Origin of the sequence: uncultured Litoreibacter sp., assembly GCF_947501785.1 — a bacterium.
GTDB lineage: Bacteria > Pseudomonadota > Alphaproteobacteria > Rhodobacterales > Rhodobacteraceae > Litoreibacter.
The window spans coordinates 2,278,982-2,292,852 of sequence record NZ_CANMXB010000001.1 but is presented as its reverse complement, the minus strand read 5'-3'; the positions used below and the strand labels follow the sequence as shown (position 1 = coordinate 2,292,852).

Below are 13,871 nucleotides of genomic sequence, written 5' to 3'. Positions count from 1 at the left end.
CATATAGAGCGTCCGCCCCCTACTTTTCAAACGAATTTGCAAATTCTTCGCATCTGGCTGGCCTTGCAGGGCCCCAAGACCCAGTGCTAGATGCTGCTGAGCGGAAATAACGATATATAGAGGCGGGAAAACGAATGTCTGACTATCCAAACAGCTTTGACAGGGATGACCTGCTGAAATGCGCACGTGGAGAGCTGTTCGGCCCCGGCAACGCCCAACTGCCCGAGCCGCCAATGCTCATGATGGACCGCATCACCGACATCTCCGGCGACGGCGGCGCGCATGGCAAGGGCCACGTGCTGGCCGAGTTCGACATTACGCCCGACCTTTGGTTCTTCGACTGTCACTTCCCCGGCAATCCCATTATGCCCGGCTGCCTTGGCCTTGATGGTTTGTGGCAATTGACCGGCTTTAACCTGGGCTGGCGCGGCTGGCAGGGCCGCGGCTACGCGCTGGGCGTGGGCGAGGTGAAGCTGAAAGGCATGGTGCGCCCCGACCGCAAGATGCTGACCTACAAGATCGACTTCACCAAGGCGATCCAAACCCGCCGCCTGACCATGGGTGTGGCCGACGGCATCGTCGAGGCCGATGGCGAGGTGATCTACGAAGTCAAAGATATGAAGGTGGCGCTCAGCGAAAGCTGATGGTTTCGTCGCGGCTTTGCCGCGCCGACACGCGGGGCTCTGCCCCGCACCCCGGCATATTTCGGCCAAGATGAAACAAGACACGATGCGACCGGTGAATGCCGCAGCGACGCCTTCCTGCTTGCGCCCCCGTCCCGCCGCGTCCTAAACATTAGTTGAGCCAAACCAAGGAGCACGCCCATGCGTCGCGTCGTCGTCACAGGATTGGGGATTGTTTCCCCCATCGGCAATTCCGCTGAGGAGGTCACCGCCGCGTTGAAGGCTGGAAGCTCCGGCATTGAGGCTTCAGCAGAAATGGCGGAGCACGGGTTCCGCAGCCAGATCGCGGGCACCCTGAAGATCGACATCAAGGAGCATGTGGACAAACGCCGCCTGCGCTTCATGGGGCCGGGCGCGGCCTACGCCCATATCGCCATGGAGCAGGCCATTGCGGATGCGGGTCTGGAAGAAAGCGACATCATCAACCCGCGCACCGGGTTGATCGCGGGCTCGGGCGGGCCGTCCACCTCGGCCATGTTCGCGGCGCACCAATCGGTGCTGCAAACCGGTGCGACCAAACGCATCGGGCCGTTTGCGGTGCCCAAATGCATGGGGTCGACCATCTCGGCCAATCTGGCCACGGCGTATCAGATCAAGGGCATCAACTATTCGATCACATCCGCCTGCTCGACCTCGCTGCACTGCATCGGGGCGGCGTCAGAGCAGATCATGCTGGGCAAGCAGGACGTCATGTTTGCGGGTGGCGGCGAGGAACTGGATTGGACGCTGTCCTGCCTGTTTGACGCCATGGGCGCGATGAGCAGCAAATACAACGACACCCCCACCAAGGCCTCGCGCGCCTTTGACGCCGACCGTGACGGCTTCGTCATCGCGGGCGGCGGCGGCATGGTGGTGCTGGAAAGCCTGGAACATGCGCAGGCACGCGGCGCGAAGATCTACGCCGAGGTGACGGGCTTTGGCGCGACATCGGACGGTGCCGACATGGTGGCCCCTTCAGGCGAGGGCGGCGAGCGCGCGATGCGTTTGGCGATGGACACGATCCCCGAGGGCCGCGCGGTCAGCTACATCAACGCGCATGGCACCTCCACGCCAGTGGGCGATGTGGGCGAGGTGGAGGCGGTCCGCCGCGTCTTCGGCCAGGGCAGCACGCCGCCGATCAGTTCGACCAAGTCGATGACCGGCCACTCACAAGGAGCCACCGGCGCGCAGGAGGCGATCTACTGCCTGCTGATGCTCGATGGCGACTTTATCACCCCGTCGATCAATGTGGAGACACTGGACCCCGCGCTGGACCCGGCCGAGATCGCGACCAAGTTGGTCGAAAACGCGGGGCTGGACACGGTGATGACCAACTCCTTCGGGTTTGGGGGCACCAACGGCTCGATGTTGCTTTCCAAGTTTAAGGACTAATTCCCCATGGCAAACCTGATGACCGGAAAACGCGGCCTGATCATGGGCGTTGCGAATGAGCGTTCCATTGCATGGGGCATCGCCAAGTCTATGGCCGCCGAGGGCGCTGAGCTTGCGTTCTCGTACCAGGGCGAGGCCTTTGGCAAACGCGTGGCCCCGCTGGCGGAAAGCCTGGGCTCCGACATTCTGGTCGATGTGGACGTCACCGATGACGCGTCGCTGGATGCGTGCTTTGACACGTTGAAGGACAAATGGGGCAGTCTGGACTTCGTCGTCCACGCTATCGCGTTTTCCGACAAGAACGAGCTGACCGGCCGCTTCATCAACACCAGCCGCGAGAACTTCAAGAACTCGATGGTGATCAGCTGCTACTCGCTGATCGATGTGGCCAAACGCGCGGCCCCGCTGATGAATGAAGGCGGGACGCTGTTGACCCTGACCTACCAGGGCTCAAATCGCGTGACGCCGTTCTACAACGTGATGGGCGTGGCCAAGGCGGCGCTGGAATCTACCGTCCGCTACCTTGCCAACGACCTCGGTCCTGATGGCATTCGCGTCAACGCCATCTCGCCCGGTCCCATGAAAACGCTGGCCGGCGCGGCAATTGGTGGGGCTAGAAAAACCTTCCGCCAGACCGAGGCCAATTCCCCGATGCGCGCCAATGCCACGCTGGACGCGGTCGGCGGCACGGCTGTTTATCTCGCCTCTGATGCGGGGGCCTGCACGACGGGTGAGATCATCCGCGTCGATGGCGGCTATCACGTGCTGGGCATGCCGCAGCCGGAAAATCTCTAACCCCTTCCCATATTCAAAAATATCCCGGGGGTGTGGGGATCGTCCTCGTTCGCCATCGGTTCAAGAACAATGGACGATGCCCCGACGCGTAGCGACGCCGTCAGGCGGTGCAATCAAGACGGGGTCATCATCCCAAAGGCCGCCCCGCTCGGGTCGGTGAGAATGGCGATCCGCCCCACGCCCTCCACATCCCAAGGCGCACGGATAATTGTCCCGCCCAGCGCTTCGGTGTCTTTCGCGGCAGCGTCTACGTCATCTACGGCCAGATAGGTCAGCCAATGCGACGGCAGGTCCTTCATCTCCGGCATAGCCGCCAAATCAAACATCCCCGCCACCATCTGGTCGCCCTTCATGGCGATATGGTAGTCCGCGCCTTCCATCGGCATCTTATCAAACGACCAGCCGCACAGCTTGGTGTAGTACGCAATGGCTTTGTCGACGTCATGGGTGTTTAGCTCGGTCCAGTGGACGGTTCCGTGGGTCTCGCTCATGGCTTTCTCCTCATTGTACCGGCCTGATCTTAACACAATTCTCGTGTTTTCCTCACCCAGCACCTGTGCAAGTCTCCACGGCAGGAGGATTGCCCATGCCCATCACCACCTGCGTATTTGACGCTTACGGCACGCTGTTTGACGTGGCCGCCGCCGCCCGCACCGCCGCGTCAGAGCCGGGGCGCGATGATCTGGCGAAATGCTGGCAGAAGCTGGCAAACGATTGGCGCCTCAAGCAGCTGCAATACACGTGGCTGCGCGCCGTGGCGGACGCGCATGGCGACTTCTGGGATGTGACCCAAGACGGGCTCGACTGGGCAATGGAAAATAACGGCCTCAATGACGCAGAACTGCGCGAACGCCTGCTGCAGCTCTACTGGGAATTGCAGGCCTACCCGGAAGTGCCCGACATGCTTGGTGCTCTCAAAAGCGCAGGCCTCAGCACCGCGATCCTGTCCAATGGCTCGCCCGCGATGCTGGACGGCGCGGTGCAATCAGCAGGCGTCGGCGAATTCCTCGACGATGTGCTCAGCGTCGAAAGCGTCGGCATCTTCAAGCCGCATAAATCGGTCTACGACCTTGTGGGCAAACGCTTTGACTGCGCCAATGACGAAGTGCTCTTCGTCTCCTCCAACGGTTGGGACGCGGCGGCGTCGGCGGGTTACGGCTTCCAAACCGTCTGGGTCAACCGCGCCGGAGAGCCGATGGACCGCCTGCCATGGAAGCCCACAAACGTGCTGAAAGACCTCACCACCATCCCCGAACTGGCCGCAAAATTATGAGCAGTTTCACGGCGTCTGACGGCGCAAATCTGCACTACACGGACGAGGGCGCGGGCCTGCCCGTCCTCTGCCTCGCAGGCCTCACCCGCAACGGCTCAGACTTCGATTATGTCGCCCCGCATCTGGACAAGGTCCGCCTGATCCGTCTCGACTATCGCGGCCGCGGCAATTCCGACTGGTCCGGCCCCGATACCTACACGTTGCAGCGCGAGGGCCTCGACGCGGTCGAGCTGCTCGACCATCTGGGCATCGACAAGGCAGCCATCCTTGGCACGTCGCGCGGCGGCATCATCGCGATGGGGTTGGCGGCAACGGTCAAGGACCGTCTGATCGGGGTGTGTCTCAACGATATCGGCCCCGAAATCGCGGCCCCCGGCCTTGAAGCCATCAAGGACTACCTTGGGCGCCGCCCTGTCTTCAAAACCCGCGCCGAGGCGGTGCAGGGCCTGTCCACCCGCATGGCGGGGTTCGACAATGTCCCCCAGGAGCGATGGGAGCACGAAGCCGACCGCCACTATATCGAGGACGCAAATGGCCTGAATTTCAACTATGATCCGGCCCTGCGTGACGCCGTGTTGGGCGGCCCGCAAAACCTCAACCCCGACCTTTGGCCTTTCTTTGACGCGCTGGATGGCCTGCCCCTTGCGCTTTTGCGCGGCGCAAACTCCAACCTGCTCACCCCACAGACCGCCGCCAGGATGGAAGAAAGACGTCCCGACATGCTGTATGCGGATGTGCCGGATCGCGGCCACGTTCCGTTCCTGGATGAACCCGTGTCTTTGCTGACAATCAAGGCGTGGCTGGAGGAATGCAGATGAATATCGAGATGATCGAGGCGGCAGCCACCCGCCTCAAAGGCCACGCCCGTGTGACGCCCATGCTGACCTCGCCCTTCCTGGACGAGATCGCAGGCCGGCGCATTTTCCTCAAAGTGGAGGCCCTGCAGCACACCGGCTCCTTCAAGTTTCGCGGCGGCTGGTCGGCGGTGTCTTCGCTCACTGACAACGCGCTCAAAGCCGGTGTCATCGCCTTTTCCAGCGGCAATCATGCGCAAGGCGTGGCCTTGGCCGCCCGCGAACATGGCACCAGTGCGGTCATCATCATGCCCGCCGACGCCCCGCAGATGAAGATCGACAACACGCGCGCACTTGGGGCCGAAGTCGTCCTTTATGATCGCGGAAGCGAGGACCGCGACACCATCGGCGCCACCATGTCCCAGGAGCGCGGCCTGACGCTGATCAAACCCTTCGACGAGCCGCAGGTCATTGCGGGCCAAGGCACAACCGGCCTGGAAATCGCAGCCCAGGCCGAAGACCTCGGGGTCAACGCCAAAAATGTCCTCGTCTGCTGTGGCGGTGGTGGCCTCACCTCCGGCATCGCGCTGGCGTTGGAGGCCAAAGCCCCTCATCTCAAAACCCGCCCCGTAGAGCCGGAACATTTTGATGACGTCACCCGCTCTTTGGCCTCGGGAAAGATCGAGCGCAACGCGCAAACCTCCGGCTCCATCTGCGACGCCATCATCACGCCGCAACCAGGCGACATTACCTTCCCGGTCCTCAATCGCCTCTGTGGCCCCGGCATCGTCGTCCCCGAAGAAGACTGCCTGCGCGCCATGGCGCTTGCTTTCGCGCGGCTGAAAATCGTGCTGGAACCCGGCGGCGCAATCGCGCTGGCCGCCGCATTGTTCCACAATAATCAGGTGGACGGCGAGGACATCATCGCCGTGGCCTCCGGCGGCAATGTGGACGCCGACCTCTTCCAATCCGCGCTGACCAAATACGGGAACCAGTCATGACCGACTTCACCATCGCCAGCTTCAACGTCAAAAACCTGATCGGCGCGGAGCAGGAATATTACCGCTTCCAGCAATACACGGTCGAGGAACACGCCTGGAAAGAGGACTGGCTGGCCGACATGCTGGTGCGCATGAACGCCGATATCGTGGGGTTCCAGGAAATTTTCGAGCTGCCCGCGCTGCAGGCGGTGGTGGATGAGGCCGACCGCATCGGGGCCGCCTCCAACGCGGATGTGGTCCCTGACGCGTCCAAACGCTACCGCAAGCGCGCGATTTTTCGGAAACTGGCCTACACGGATTACAAAGACGCCAAGATCGCCTTCGCCCCCAACGCCAATGACGGCGCGCCCGGTGAACGCCGCCCCGGCGTCGCCATCCTGTCGCGCTACGGATTTGAAGGCACGCCCGAGATCATTCAGGAATTGTCGCCGGAGCTGCAGGTCGATTTCCAGGGCGGCGAGGCGGGCCATTTCAAGCTGACCCGCCTGTCACGGCCGATCCTGAAAGCCCGCGTGCCGGTCAAAGGCACCACAATCACGGTTTTCAACTGCCACCTCAAGTCCAAGCTCGGCGAGTTTCACCGCCCCGACGGCGCCGACCACGCGCCCGAGGCCGACTTGACCAGCTACGATCCCGTCGGCCGCGCCTTGGGCGCTTTGCGCGCCGCAACACGCCGCATGGCCGAGGCTTGGGTCCTGCACCGCCTGATCGTCGAAGAACTCCAAAAGGGCCACCCGGTCATGGTGCTGGGCGATTTCAACGACAGCGAAAACGCGGTCAGCTCCGAAATCATCGCCGGTGAGCGCCCGTTCAAAAACTATTCCTGGATGCTGCGCCACGACGCCAAGCACCCCAATGACCGCTACAAAGACGACGAAAACGAGGCGATTCAGGAAGCCGTCGATGCGGTCCGACTGGAAAGCTGCGAAAAGCTGTTCGTCAAAAAGTCCCTGCGCGACATGGTCTACACCTCTGCTTTCGGGGGCGTCTTCGAAAGCATCGACCAGATCCTGATCTCACGTCATTTCCGCGACGGCTCCAACCAGATTGGCGAGATGGAATATTTCACGGTCTTCAACGACCACCTCACTGACGGCTCCCACCCAGAAGCACCCTATAACAAGCTCGCCTCGGACCATGGACAGATCATGGGCCATTTCAAGCTGTGGAACCGCTAGCTTCTTTCTGCCGAAAATATGCTCCAGGGGATGCCCCTGCGGCGGGGAGGGAACCTCCCCAAGAGCAGTGTAAAACAAGCGCAGCGCAAGCTGCCCATTCAGGTGGCTGCCCCGGTCGGGTTGCGTAGGCTGGATGAATAGATCATCCACGACACGACCATCAGCAGCATCGCCAACAGGAACGGCGCGCCGGGCAGATATAGCCATGCGCTCTTCCCGGTGAAGAACCAGAAAATCTGGGTCATCACCAAGGGGGCCACAATCATCCCGATCGAGTTGATCGAGGCCAGAACCCCTTGCAATTCGCCCTGTTGGTTGTCTTCCGCCTTGCCCGACATCACGGCTTGCAGGGCGGGTGCCACGACACCGCCGACGGCCGCCAATGGCGTCAGGGCCAGCAGCAACCAGCCGTTGGTTACAAGCCCGATCAGCGTTAGGGTGAAGGCGTTGTAAAGCAGCCCGAAATAGACGGTCTTGCGTTCTCCGAACCGGTTGATGATCCGCCGGATCAGCACCGCTTGGACAAGGGCGGTCGAAATCCCGTACACCGCAAGGGACGCCCCGATCATGCCCGGCGACCAGTCGAAATTGGCCGCGGTGTAGTAGGCCCAGACCGCCGGGTAGACCATGTTGGAAATCTGGTAGAAGAAATAAACCCCCATCAACGCGGTCAGCCCGGGCAGGCGGCTGATATAGTCAAATGCGCCCACAGGGTTGGCGCGCTCCCAGTCAAAGGGGCGGCGGGTCTCGTCGGTCACGGTTTCGGGGAGCACGAAATAGCCGAACAAAAAGTTGGCCGCTGTCAGCACGGCTGCCGCCCAGAAGGGGGCTCTCGGCCCAAGCTCCGCCAATAAGCCGCCGATCACTGGCCCTAAAACAAACCCCGCGCCGAACGCCGCCGAGATCAGCCCGAAATTCTGCGCCTTTTTCTCGCGCGGCGATATATCGGCCATAAACGCCGCCGCCGTCGAATGGGTGGCGGCGGTGATGCCGCCCAATATGCGCCCGATGATCAGCAGCGTCATCGTGCCGGCCACGGCCATCAAAACGTAGTCAAACGCCATCACCGCCAATGAGATCAGCAAGACCGGCCTGCGCCCGAACCGGTCCGACAGGTTGCCAAGGGTCGGGGCAAACAGGAACTGCATCGCGGCGAACACCGCCGACAGGGTGCCGCCCCACAGGGCGGCGCTGCCGATCCCTGCGCCGCGCACCTCCTGGATCAGGTCCGGCATCACCGGAAGGATCAACCCGATGCCCATGGCATCCAGCATCACGGTGATCAAAACGAAGGTGACGGCCTTGCTTGGCATCTCAGGCGCGTACCATGGCCGCAAAGCTCTTCGCATCTGTTGGGGCCAGCCCAAGCTGGGCCGCTGGTGTGAACAAATCCGCCAAATCCGCGTCACCCCATTTGGCAATGGCGGCGTCGGGCAAGCTGCCGCCCTCTGCAATGATACCTTGGCACAGCTCTTTCACGGCGGCCTGCGCCTCGGGCCGTGACATGCGGTCGGTCAGCGCAAATTGCAGCGCCTCGGCATAGATCAGCCCGCGCCCGTCGTCGATATTGGCCAGCATGGCCGCCGCGTCGGGCTCAATCCGGCCCAGCAGGTCCTCGGCCACATTCAGGCCGCGCCCAACGCTCATGCAGACCTGACCCAAGGCGATCCATTCGCTCATCCAGGCGGCGGCGTCGCGCTGCTGTCGGTGGATCGCGGCGCCTTGTACGGTGGTGTTCGCGCCAATTGCGCCGCGTGCCAGGGCGCTCAGCAAGGACGGCGCCACGGGGTTCTGCTTTTGCGGCATGGTGGAGGAACTCCCCCCTCCGCCAAGTCGCAGCTCGCCAATGCCGCTTTGCGTCATCAGCAGGATGTCCTCGCCGATCTTGGCAAGCGAGGCGCTGATCTGGGTCAACCATGCGGACAATCCCGCAATCCCGTTGCGCGCAGAGTGCCAGCTGGCGTCCCGGTTGCCCAACCGCAGCTCATCGGCCAGTTTCTGGCGCAACTCGGCGGCCTTCGGGCCATAGGCAGCCCCGGTTCCGGCGGCCCCGGAAAGAGATACATTTTTGAAGCCAAAACTCACACTGTCACGGGTATAGTGCAGGTCCCACAAAGGCAGGCCCCAGCCGGCTAAGACCGCGCCAAAACTGGTCGGTGTGGCCACCTGCATCCAGGTGCGTCCGGCCATCGGCAGTTCCGCATGGGTTTCGGCCATATCGGCCAGCCGCCACAAAACCGCTTCCAGCCGCTTCTCGATCAGCGCAAAGACCTGCCGCAGCCGCAGGGCCAGTGCGGTGTCCATGATGTCCTGCGTGGTCGCGCCCCAATGCAGGTATTGCGCGTGTTCCGGCGCCTCCATCGCGGTGCGCATGGCTTTGACGAGGGCGGGCACGGGGATGCCGTTCGCACCTGTCTCTGCGGCCAACCCGGTCGGGTCGACCTGTATTTCGCGGCAGCTGCGAGTGATGAAGGCGGCGGACAGCTCGGGGATGATGCCAAGCTGCCCCTGCATCTTGGCCAAAGCGCCCTCAACCAGCATCATCGCGCGAACCTCGGCGCTGTCGGAAAACAGCGAGCCGATCTCGGCGTCGTGAAACAGGTCGCGGTAGAGCCCGCTGTCAAAGGGCGTCACGGCCATGGTCTAGATGTGCCCTGTGTCGCGCATGAATTTGGTCAGCACTTGCGCATATTCTTCCGGCTGTTCCACGCACGGCAGATGGCCGCCCTTGCGGATCAGGTAAAACTGGCTGCCCTTGATCAGCTCTTGCGTTTCGCGCAGCAGGTCTGGTGGGGTTGCCCCGTCCTCGGCCCCGGCAATCGCCAGTGTGGGCAGGGTCAAAGCCGCGGTCGTCGTGTAAAAGTCGGTCCCTGCAATGGCATGGCCACAACCGATATAGCCGTCTGGCTTGGTGTCGGTCAGCATATCCCGCCACGGCGCGATCTGGGGCGAGCCGTGCCACGCGCGTGAGAACCACCGCTCCATGGTGGCATCCGCCACGGCCTCCATCCCGCCGTCGTTGATCAGGTCGAACCGGCCTTGCCATATCTCATGCGTCCCGATTTTGGCGGCGGTGTTGGACAGCACCATGGCGCGCACCAGGTCCATCCGTTTGGTGGCAATGCCTTGCGCGACCAGCCCGCCCACCGACAGGCCGACAAACATGGCGTCTTTGACGCTCAGGTGATCCATCAGCTGTTCCACATCGCGCACCATCGCGCCCATCGTGTAGGGCGGTTTCGGCACGTCCGTCTGCCCATGCCCGCGCATGTCGTAGCGGATGATGCGCAGCCCTTTGGGCAGCAGGTCCATGATCGGGTCCCACAGGTGCAACGTGGTTCCAAGCGAGTTGGCGAAGACCAGCGGCGCGCCGTTCGGGTCGCCGTCTTCGCGGTAATGCAGCTTGATGTCATCGAGGTCGAGAAATGGCATGACGGATCCTCCCAGAAGTCAGTCGTCAAAACCTATCCGCGCGGGCGGCGCGGCGCAATCCATGCCGTCGCTGTCGCAAAACCGCTTGCACCGGGTTTTGCGCCGGTCAAAGGTCATGGGCAACAAGACACAAAGGACCTGCCCATGCCCCTCGTCAAAGCCGCCGTCTGCCATGAATTTGGCGCCCCCCTTGTCATCGAGGAGGTCGAGCTGGCCGCGCCAATAGCAGGCGAGGTCGAGGTTAAGCTGGAAGCCTGCGCCATCTGCTTTTCCGACCTGTCTTTCATCGATGGCGGCTGGGGCGGGACGTTGCCTGCGGTCTATGGCCACGAGGCGGCGGGGCGGATCACTGCATTGGGCGAAGGTGTGACCGACTACAACGTCGGCGATGCGGTGTTGGTCACCCTGATCCGGTCCTGCGGCACCTGCATGCCCTGCGCGACGGGCCAACCTGTGCAATGCGGCACCGGCTATGACCGCGACGCGGGGCCATTGAAAACCGCGGATGGCGGCACGTTGCAGCACGGTCTTGCCTGCGGGGCCTTTGCCGAAAAGGCCGTGGTGGACCAGTCCCAAATCGCGCGTATTCCCGATGATATGCCGATGGACGCGGCCTCGCTTTTGTCCTGCGGCGTCATCACCGGTATGGGCGCTGTGGTGAACACGGCGCAGGTGCGCCCCGGGCAAAACGTCGTGGTGATCGGCGCAGGCGGCGTGGGCCTGAACGCGATCCAAGGGGCAGCCATTGCGGGTGCTGCGCGGATTATCGCGATGGATGTGCTGGAAGAAAAGCTGGAGGTGGCCCGCGAGTTCGGGGCCACCGACGGCGTTTTGGCGACGGCTGAAAAGCCCTGGAAGGAGATCGCCAAGATCACCGGTGGCCGCATGGCGGATGCGGTGTTTGTCACCGTCGGCGCGATCCCCGCCTTCGAGCAGGGCCTGCGCTATCTGGCGGCGGGCGGCGATATGTATATCGTCGGCATGCCGCATTCCGGGGCCAAGGCGGAGTATGAACCCGTGATTTTGGGCGCCGTCGGGCAGGGCATGAAGGGGACCAAAATGGGCGACACGGTTCTGCGTCGCGACATTCCATGGATGGTGGATTTGTATCAGCAGGGGCGGCTGAAGCTGGACGAGCTGATTTCGGGCCGCTGGTCACTGGATCAGATCAACGAGGCGATTGCCGACACGCGCAGCGGCGCCGCGCGGCGCAACGTGATTGTGTTTGAATGAGCGCGTTCCGCGCGCTTGATATTTTGTGCTCTTTCGGGGGCTCTGCCCCCGAGCCGCACGGGCAAGGCCCCCGGAATATTTATGAACGAAGAAAGAGGGACGCGAGATGAAACTGGCAGGCCTTGAGACATTCGTTGTCGCCCCTCCGGCCCCGGGTTGGGGCGGGCGGTATTGGATTTTCACCAAGCTGACCACGGAGGACGGGATCGTTGGGTACGGCGAGGTCTATGCCTCCGCCGTGGCGCCCGATGTGCAAGTTGCCGTCGTGCGCGATGTGTTTGAGCGGCACATGTTGGGGGAAAGCCCCGAGAGCATCGAGAAGATGTTTCGGCGTGCCTATTCCTCGGGGTTTACGCAACGCCCTGATCCGACCGTCATGGGCGCGTTTTCTGGGCTTGAGATTGCCTGCTGGGACATTCTGGGCAAAGCGCGCGGGCGGCCCGTTTGGGCGCTTTTGGGCGGCAAAATGAATGACCGGGTGCGGGCCTACACCTATCTTTACCCGTTGCCGCATCACGATCTGACGGAGTTCTGGTTTTCACCCGATCAGGCCGCTGAGGCGGCCGTCGCGCGGGTGGAAGAGGGTTATACGGCTGTCAAATTCGACCCCGCCGGGCCTTACACGATGCGCGGCGGGCACCAGCCCGCGATGAGCGATATTTCGATGTCGGTGGCGTTTTGCAAGGCGATCCGGGAGGCGGTCGGCGACCGCGCCGATCTGCTGTTTGGCACGCACGGGCAGTTCAACACGGCTGGCGCGATCCGGCTGGGACAGGCGTTGGAGCCTTACAGCCCACTTTGGTACGAAGAGCCAATCCCGCCGGACAATCTGCTGGAATTCAAGGCCGTGGCCGATGCCGTGCGCATCCCCATTGCCACAGGGGAGCGGATGACGACCAAAGCGGAGTTCGCGACGGTTTTGCGCACGGGCGGGGCGAAGATACTGCAGCCCGCCTTGGGCCGCGCCGGCGGCATCTGGGAGATGAAGAAGCTTGCTGCCATTGCCGAGGTGTTTAATGCGGAAATGGCGCCGCATCTTTATGCGGGGCCGGTGGAATGGGCGGCCAACATCCATCTGGGCGCGTCGATCTCGAACCTGTTGATGTGCGAAAGCATCGAAACCAAGTTCCACGATGATCTGATCGGCGGCACGATCCGGGTAGAAAACGGCTACATCACGCCGCCCGAGGCTCCCGGCCTAGGCATCGATTTCAATGAGGATCTGGCCCGCGCGCACCCCTACACCGGCAACGAGCTGCATCTGCAGATGCAGGAAGACCCCTGCAATTACCAAGGCGGGAACACATTTGCGGGCGGCGCCCCGCCAATCGAAGATTAGCGCGCGGCTTCCTGTTGCAGCCGCTGCACCGCAATCGCCTCGTTGCGGTCGGTGCGTTGCTGGTCGGACAGGCTGTTTTCGACATAGGTCAGATGCGCGGCCACGGCGGCTTTGGCTGCGTGCGGGTCGCGGGCTTGCAGCGCGTCGTTGATGGCGCGGTGCTGGTCCAGCAGCGTGTCGCGGGTGGTGCGCTGCTTGAACATCACCTGCCGGTTGTAGAACACGCCTTCGCGTAGCAGTTGGAACATGGCGCGCATCATATGCAGCATGACGACGTTGTGGCTGGCCTCGATGATCGCCAGATGAAATTCGGCGTCCAGCAGGCTTTCCTCGGTCGGGTTGCGCTTGGTGTGGGCGGCCTCCATTTTGCCGAAGATTGTGGCGATGACCTTCAGGTCGGTGTCTGATCCCAGCCGCGCTGCGCGCTCAGCCGCCATGCCCTCCATGTCGCGGCGGAAGGAGATGTAGTCGAACATCGCCTCGTCGTGGTCGGAGAACAGCCGCACCAGGGTCTCGGAAAATTCGGCCCCCATGACGTTGCCCACGAAGATGCCAGCCCCCGCGCGGGTGTCCAATAGCCCGCGGTCCTGCAAGGTCGCCACGGCTTCGCGCAGCGATGGGCGCGATACACCCAGCCGTTCCGCCAATTCCCGTTCCGAGGGTAAGCGGTCGCCGGGGCGCAATATGCCGCGCAGGATCAACAGCTCGATCTGTTTGACCACCGCGCCCGATAGTTTTTCGGCCTGAATCTTTTCGAATGGCATGACCTACC

The 13,871-nt window shown here is 62.7% G+C and carries 14 protein-coding genes; 9 read left to right on the top strand and 5 right to left on the bottom strand.

The window, feature by feature from the left end:
* The first annotated feature begins 134 nt into the window (after positions 1-134).
* The 3 genes from fabA (at position 135) to Q0899_RS11450 (ending at position 2,849) form a co-directional block, all read left to right on the top strand.
* Complete coding sequence (gene fabA / locus Q0899_RS11460; protein WP_298293945.1) at positions 135-644, top strand: bifunctional 3-hydroxydecanoyl-ACP dehydratase/trans-2-decenoyl-ACP isomerase; 510 nt, start codon at positions 135-137, stop codon at positions 642-644.
* A gap of 180 nt (positions 645-824) precedes the next feature.
* Positions 825-2,054, top strand: a complete 1,230-nt coding sequence (fabB, locus tag Q0899_RS11455; RefSeq protein WP_298362121.1) for a beta-ketoacyl-ACP synthase I — start codon at positions 825-827, stop codon at positions 2,052-2,054.
* Between the two features lie 6 nt (positions 2,055-2,060).
* Positions 2,061-2,849: an SDR family oxidoreductase gene (locus Q0899_RS11450; RefSeq protein WP_299192925.1), complete on the top strand. Its 789-nt coding sequence runs from the start codon at positions 2,061-2,063 to the stop codon at positions 2,847-2,849.
* A gap of 113 nt (positions 2,850-2,962) precedes the next feature.
* Here the strand turns inward: Q0899_RS11450 and Q0899_RS11445 are convergent, their stop codons facing one another.
* Positions 2,963-3,340: a VOC family protein gene (locus tag Q0899_RS11445; RefSeq protein ID WP_298362118.1), complete on the bottom strand. Its 378-nt coding sequence runs from the start codon at positions 3,338-3,340 to the stop codon at positions 2,963-2,965.
* A gap of 95 nt (positions 3,341-3,435) precedes the next feature.
* On the opposite strand from Q0899_RS11445, the gene Q0899_RS11440 reads away from it, so the two are divergent.
* Genes Q0899_RS11440 through Q0899_RS11425 form a run of 4 tightly spaced genes read left to right on the top strand, consistent with a single transcriptional unit; the run spans position 3,436 to position 7,095 of the window.
* Positions 3,436-4,122 (top strand): haloacid dehalogenase type II, encoded by a 687-nt coding sequence (locus tag Q0899_RS11440; RefSeq protein ID WP_299192919.1) that lies wholly within the window; start codon positions 3,436-3,438, stop codon positions 4,120-4,122.
* Positions 4,119-4,940 carry an alpha/beta hydrolase gene (locus Q0899_RS11435; RefSeq protein WP_299192917.1) on the top strand — a complete coding sequence of 274 codons (822 nt, stop codon included), beginning with the start codon at positions 4,119-4,121 and terminating at the stop codon, positions 4,938-4,940. The genes Q0899_RS11440 and Q0899_RS11435 overlap by 4 nt, the downstream gene beginning before the upstream one ends.
* Positions 4,937-5,917: a threonine/serine dehydratase gene (locus tag Q0899_RS11430; RefSeq protein ID WP_299192915.1), complete on the top strand. Its 981-nt coding sequence runs from the start codon at positions 4,937-4,939 to the stop codon at positions 5,915-5,917. Before Q0899_RS11435 ends, Q0899_RS11430 begins: the two co-directional genes overlap by 4 nt.
* Positions 5,914-7,095 (top strand): endonuclease/exonuclease/phosphatase family protein, encoded by a 1,182-nt coding sequence (locus Q0899_RS11425; RefSeq protein WP_299192913.1) that lies wholly within the window; start codon positions 5,914-5,916, stop codon positions 7,093-7,095. Before Q0899_RS11430 ends, Q0899_RS11425 begins: the two co-directional genes overlap by 4 nt.
* 98 nt (positions 7,096-7,193) lie before the next feature.
* Here Q0899_RS11425 and Q0899_RS11420 read toward each other — a convergent pair whose 3' ends face one another.
* Genes Q0899_RS11420 through pcaD form a run of 3 tightly spaced genes read right to left on the bottom strand, consistent with a single transcriptional unit; the run spans position 7,194 to position 10,527 of the window.
* A complete protein-coding gene (locus Q0899_RS11420) occupies positions 7,194-8,408 on the bottom strand; it encodes a TCR/Tet family MFS transporter (RefSeq protein WP_299192911.1) in 1,215 nt (404 codons plus the stop codon).
* A gap of 1 nt (position 8,409) precedes the next feature.
* Positions 8,410-9,735, bottom strand: coding sequence for a lyase family protein (locus Q0899_RS11415; protein WP_299192909.1), 1,326 nt, complete (start codon positions 9,733-9,735; stop codon positions 8,410-8,412).
* Positions 9,736-9,738: 3 nt separating this feature from the next.
* Positions 9,739-10,527, bottom strand: a complete 789-nt coding sequence (gene pcaD / locus Q0899_RS11410) for a 3-oxoadipate enol-lactonase (RefSeq protein ID WP_298293914.1) — start codon at positions 10,525-10,527, stop codon at positions 9,739-9,741.
* 144 nt (positions 10,528-10,671) lie between these two features.
* On the opposite strand from pcaD, the gene Q0899_RS11405 reads away from it, so the two are divergent.
* A complete protein-coding gene (locus Q0899_RS11405) occupies positions 10,672-11,760 on the top strand; it encodes a zinc-binding dehydrogenase (RefSeq protein WP_298295909.1) in 1,089 nt (362 codons plus the stop codon).
* 106 nt (positions 11,761-11,866) lie between these two features.
* Positions 11,867-13,099 carry a mandelate racemase/muconate lactonizing enzyme family protein gene (locus Q0899_RS11400; protein ID WP_299192906.1) on the top strand — a complete coding sequence of 411 codons (1,233 nt, stop codon included), beginning with the start codon at positions 11,867-11,869 and terminating at the stop codon, positions 13,097-13,099.
* Here the strand turns inward: Q0899_RS11400 and Q0899_RS11395 are convergent.
* Complete coding sequence (locus tag Q0899_RS11395; protein WP_298293907.1) at positions 13,096-13,863, bottom strand: FCD domain-containing protein; 768 nt, start codon at positions 13,861-13,863, stop codon at positions 13,096-13,098. The genes Q0899_RS11400 and Q0899_RS11395 overlap by 4 nt on opposite strands.
* Between the last annotated feature and the right edge of the window lie 8 nt (positions 13,864-13,871).

Excerpts from the sequence above, each read along its gene's own strand:
- fabA (WP_298293945.1), top strand. The coding sequence starts at position 135 with ATGTCTGACTATCCAAACAGCTTTGACAGGGATGACCTGCTGAAATGC.
- fabB (WP_298362121.1), top strand. The coding sequence starts at position 825 with ATGCGTCGCGTCGTCGTCACAGGATTGGGGATTGTTTCCCCCATCGGC.
- Q0899_RS11450 (WP_299192925.1), top strand. The coding sequence starts at position 2,061 with ATGGCAAACCTGATGACCGGAAAACGCGGCCTGATCATGGGCGTTGCG.
- Q0899_RS11445 (WP_298362118.1), bottom strand. The coding sequence starts at position 3,340 with ATGAGCGAGACCCACGGAACCGTCCACTGGACCGAGCTAAACACCCAT.
- Q0899_RS11440 (WP_299192919.1), top strand. The coding sequence starts at position 3,436 with ATGCCCATCACCACCTGCGTATTTGACGCTTACGGCACGCTGTTTGAC.
- Q0899_RS11435 (WP_299192917.1), top strand. The coding sequence starts at position 4,119 with ATGAGCAGTTTCACGGCGTCTGACGGCGCAAATCTGCACTACACGGAC.
- Q0899_RS11430 (WP_299192915.1), top strand. The coding sequence starts at position 4,937 with ATGAATATCGAGATGATCGAGGCGGCAGCCACCCGCCTCAAAGGCCAC.
- Q0899_RS11425 (WP_299192913.1), top strand. The coding sequence starts at position 5,914 with ATGACCGACTTCACCATCGCCAGCTTCAACGTCAAAAACCTGATCGGC.
- Q0899_RS11420 (WP_299192911.1), bottom strand. The coding sequence starts at position 8,408 with ATGCCAAGCAAGGCCGTCACCTTCGTTTTGATCACCGTGATGCTGGAT.
- Q0899_RS11415 (WP_299192909.1), bottom strand. The coding sequence starts at position 9,735 with ATGGCCGTGACGCCCTTTGACAGCGGGCTCTACCGCGACCTGTTTCAC.
- pcaD (WP_298293914.1), bottom strand. The coding sequence starts at position 10,527 with ATGCCATTTCTCGACCTCGATGACATCAAGCTGCATTACCGCGAAGAC.
- Q0899_RS11405 (WP_298295909.1), top strand. The coding sequence starts at position 10,672 with ATGCCCCTCGTCAAAGCCGCCGTCTGCCATGAATTTGGCGCCCCCCTT.
- Q0899_RS11400 (WP_299192906.1), top strand. The coding sequence starts at position 11,867 with ATGAAACTGGCAGGCCTTGAGACATTCGTTGTCGCCCCTCCGGCCCCG.
- Q0899_RS11395 (WP_298293907.1), bottom strand. The coding sequence starts at position 13,863 with ATGCCATTCGAAAAGATTCAGGCCGAAAAACTATCGGGCGCGGTGGTC.